The organism is Petrotoga halophila DSM 16923, from assembly GCF_002924615.1.
The window spans coordinates 1-4,319 of record NZ_JALY01000268.1; the positions used below are offsets into that span (position 1 = coordinate 1).

Annotated in this window: 4 protein-coding genes; 2 read left to right on the forward strand and 2 right to left on the reverse strand. The window is 31.0% G+C overall.

Going from position 1 to position 4,319, the window contains the following annotated elements:
* Nucleotides 1-50 precede the first annotated feature (50 nt).
* Together AA81_RS12755 and AA81_RS12760 are read right to left on the reverse strand one after the other, a co-directional pair.
* Nucleotides 51-521, reverse strand: a complete 471-nt coding sequence (locus AA81_RS12755; RefSeq protein ID WP_103899254.1) for a YbhB/YbcL family Raf kinase inhibitor-like protein — start codon at nucleotides 519-521, stop codon at nucleotides 51-53.
* A gap of 122 nt (nucleotides 522-643) precedes the next feature.
* Entirely contained in the window at nucleotides 644-1,234 is a 591-nt protein-coding gene (locus AA81_RS12760) for a DUF2179 domain-containing protein (protein ID WP_103078945.1), read from the reverse strand.
* A 114-nt stretch (nucleotides 1,235-1,348) separates the two neighbouring features.
* Here AA81_RS12760 and AA81_RS12765 point away from each other — a divergent pair, with 114 nt between their 5' ends.
* Together AA81_RS12765 and AA81_RS12770 are read left to right on the forward strand one after the other, a co-directional pair.
* Nucleotides 1,349-2,872: a hypothetical protein gene (locus tag AA81_RS12765; protein ID WP_103078946.1), complete on the forward strand. Its 1,524-nt coding sequence runs from the start codon at nucleotides 1,349-1,351 to the stop codon at nucleotides 2,870-2,872.
* A 21-nt stretch (nucleotides 2,873-2,893) separates the two neighbouring features.
* The gene (locus AA81_RS12770) at nucleotides 2,894-4,240 is read left to right on the forward strand and encodes a hypothetical protein (RefSeq protein WP_103078947.1); all 1,347 of its coding nucleotides are present in this window, start codon (nucleotides 2,894-2,896) and stop codon (nucleotides 4,238-4,240) included.
* Nucleotides 4,241-4,319 lie beyond the last annotated feature (79 nt).

Genomic DNA, 4,319 nt, shown 5'->3' on the forward strand with positions numbered 1-4,319 from the left:
CCCACCCATAAGGAAAATGGAGCTTTCATTCCTCTCCCCACTCACTAAGATTAATCTCTTTTATACAAACCTACAACTTCTGTTTCTTCAATTATATGACCTTCCATAGCTTCCAATAAGTCTTCTTTTGTGGTGTTTTGAGGTAAATCCAATGTTGTATCTAATGCGTAAATTTTAAAGTGGTAATGATGAACTCCATGTCCAACAGGAGGACAAGGCCCCATGTATCCAGTTTGCTGAGCACTGTTTTTCCCTTGATTTAATGTAAGAGGATGAGTTACTGAGTATTCTTTTGGGATCCTTTCAGGAATTTCATCAACCAACTCAATGTTCCATGCAACCCAATGAACGAAGGTTCCCATCGGAGCGTCTGGGTCGTCCATTATCAACGCCAAAGATTTTGCTTTTTCTGGTATTCCTTCGATTAACAATGTGGGGTTGATATTTCTGCCTTCACAGGTGTAAGTGCTTGGAATATAATCGTTATTTTTAAAAACTGGTGAGGAAATTTTTAAAGCCATATCAATATCCCTCCTTCTACCGATAATTTAAAAGCAACTAAAGTCTTAAAAATCTACAATACAATTATATCATAAAAATACTACACTTCTAATGTCTTTAACCAAACCCCTACTTTTATAAGTTACTTCCCTTTTCTAGTAAATCTATTTCTAAATTTGAAATTGACGTTTTGTGAAGGAAAAATCCCCTTGTTCACTCCACGAACTTCTTCAATTGAATAAAATGCATTTGGATTGAATTCATTAACTATATCAATAATCTTTTTTAAATCTTTCCTCCTAACCACGCTGTATATAATTTTGACAGGACCTTTCGATCCTTTCGCATCTATACTCGTTACTCCAAAGCCCTCTTTATTCAAATAATCAACTAAAGGTTGAGCTTCTTTATTAGTTATCACTCGCACTAAATTTGCTCCAATAGCTATTTTCTCTTCCAAAACGGCTCCTAGGTAATTTCCAGTAGCAAATCCCAAGGCATAAGCTATTGCATAAATAGGGTTATCCAAATTATTCATAACTTGAGAAATAGCTATAAGCCATATAATTATTTCAAAAAATCCTAATACGGATGCCCAAAACTTGATACCTTTCGAGATAAAGATGATCCTTATCGTCATCAGACTTACATCGCAAAGCCTCATAGCGAAAATTATAATGGGAAAAATTACTAGAGAAAAAAAGGTAGATTCCATAAAAGAAGAAACTTCCACTACATCTTCACTCCTTTTAATATTGATTATTTTTTGTTACTTCAAAATATCTTATCATATTTAAGTGATATAATAGAAAGAAAAATAAATAAAATTAGGAAAGGAGATATGCTTTTGCGAAAAATAATTCTACTTTTTATTTCTTTCACTATCTTTAACTTGCTGTTTTCTTTGAACGTTGATTCATTCTTCAAGTCTGTAGAGCTAGTAAATACCAAAGAAAAGACTGTATCATTTTATTTCACTAACGACTCCGAGAGTAAAATTAATATACACATTAGTCCGTTTTTAGAGAATTCCTCTTTTGAAGTATCGTATCCAAGTGAAATTAGCTTACTTCCCTATGAAACAAAAAAAGCCGATTTTTTAGTTAAAGGTTCAAAAATTTCACAAGGAACATATATTCTTGCTTTCTCTGTTACGGCTGATGATAATTTACCAATGGATTCAGAGGTTGCTAAAATTAAATTCCCTATTATTATAAAAATTGTGGATATAAATACTTCGAATATCCAAATTTCTTTAGATATGTATTGTGATACCCTCGTTCTTTCGACTAAAGATAAATTAGGTACTTTCTTCCCTGTGCAATTATCCAACAATAGCAATTTGGAAGTTGATGTTTGGGGAACTTTTTCTTTGTATAAATTAAGTGACGAGTTGAATGACGAGCAATTGATTTTTCAAAAGTCCCTTTTTAAAGACCAATCTATAAATCTTTTACCCCATACTAACCAAGAAGGTAATATTTTTATTGAAAAATATTTAACTCCTGAGGAATACAAGATTAGAGCAGAGATATATTACGGATATAAAAATTATTTTCAAGGGAAATACGTTTATGAGAAAGAATTCAAGATATCAGAGGATTTGTACAAAGAAAGGAACATAGTTAACATTAATACAGATCCAGATCAAATTTATATAAAAGTACCTAAAGAAATGAGCCCTCGGGAGTATATCACCACTCCGGTAGAATTTTCTTTGGATGTGGTGAATAATGATTTTTTAGATATGAACGTTTTTTTTGATTTTGAATTCGAAGAAAGCGAACAAAGCTTTTATAATAGAAAAACAAACGATAAGTATTTATCTATTATACCTAAGGAATTATCAATAACAAAATACCAAGAATTAGAAACAAAACTTATAGCAGATTACCGAAGATCAAATTTGGTAGAATTAACCGGTGAATATTACACTAACTTAACCATAATTGGAGAAAGTAACGAAGGAACAACAACGATTCAGAGTAAAATTAATGTTCCAGTAACAATAGATTTTGGAGATAATGTATATAATTCAGAATCAAAAGTATACATCGAAGAGAATAATATTTTAAACGACTTTTATAACAATATAATAATCAGTTTTGAAATAGAAAATACTGGCAACTCATCTGTTCATTATGATATCCATATAAAAAAATGGAATTCTATTACAAATAGTCAGGTTGGGGACACAATCATAGTAAAACCCAAACAAAAGCTATTACCTGAACAAACAAACGAATTCACAAAGAAATTAGTTACTGAATTGGGAGTAGATAAAATTCTAATAGCGGTTGTTACAAGAAAAGGTACTGCTTCCAACGAGATAATCAAAGTTGATAATTACTCACTAAATATAGATAGATAAAATAAGAAAGGTGGTTAAAAGTTGAAAAAAGTTCTACTATTAATTATAGTTGTCTTTTCATCCTCTTTTTACTTTTCAAATATTCACTTAAATTTTAACAAAGCACCGCTTGAAGAAGTACTAGAAAAACTTGAGGAAGTTAGTAGAAGCACTATTCTAACAAAAGCCGATACTTCAGATAAAATTACTAAGGAAATAAATACATTAGATTTGGAAAGCGCCTTAGATATTGTCTTATATTCTACCGACTATGAATACAAAAAAATAGGAAATAATTTGTATTTGGTGGGAGATTTCGATTTAATAATTCAAGGATCAGTACAAAATGCTACAGAGATTAACTTCAAAAGTTTAGAAATAACAAAAATATCAAAAATTTTGATGCTTTTAAACCAAAGGGTCAGAACAGTCCCCAACTCGAATGGTATAATCTTGTTTGGTAAAGACGAATTGTCGTACGAAATGTTAAATTTCTTCAATTTTTTGGATGAAAACGCAGGAGAAAACAAAGTAATCACCTATTCATCTTCACATCAAATTTCAAAAAATCTCTATGATTACTTAATCGGCTTAGAAAAAAACCAGAAAAGCTCTCCGCTTGAAAGCAAGGACGCCATAGGATTCCTAGAATCAAATTTTTCACTTCTTACGGATCTAGAGAAAGTTGAATTTCATGAAGTCTTTGATATAAATGAAGCAGATGTTAACTATAAACAAAATATTAACAATTATTATTTGGTAGAAAAAGATGGAGAGTACAGTATTTTAGTTACATCTACATTTAATCTAGAAAATCTAATAGTCGAAGAAAAAACAAATAATGTCTCGAATCTAAAAACCATCCTAGGAGTAAGTTATCAATTTAATTCTAACGAGATTTTATCCAGTATTTCTTTGCAATTCAACAAATCTTACTATGATCTCTCTTCTGACTTCAATAACATCTTTAAGTTTACATATAAAACAACGTTGAATGATAGTGTAAGAATTGGAGCGATACTGAAAAACGAGCAAGATCTGATAAATATATCTTTTTTATTAGACGATTACGAAGATTTCAATAATTTTGGCCTCTACGGTATTCTTCAGGTAAACAGTCAGATAGAAGATCTAAATAGTATTTTAGTAGATATAAACGAACTAACCTACGATTTAGTGGCTACAAAAACTTATACACTTGGTGAGAAACAAACCTCAGAATTATCTTTATATCCAGGATTTGGTCTCTCAATAAGTAAAGAAAATCAACCATCTATATACTTTAATTTCGGAGCTCAGTACGCTTTTCCTTTTCAAAAAAGCAAGGTTTTTCTTTTTTACTTATTTCATCAACACTTACACACTATAAGTTTATCATTCGAATTTTAACCGTGTTGGGCAGAAGGGTGAAACCATTATTCAACCTTCCATAGAGGGTGGGCTGCGGGGCGAAGGGGCGCTATTAAAG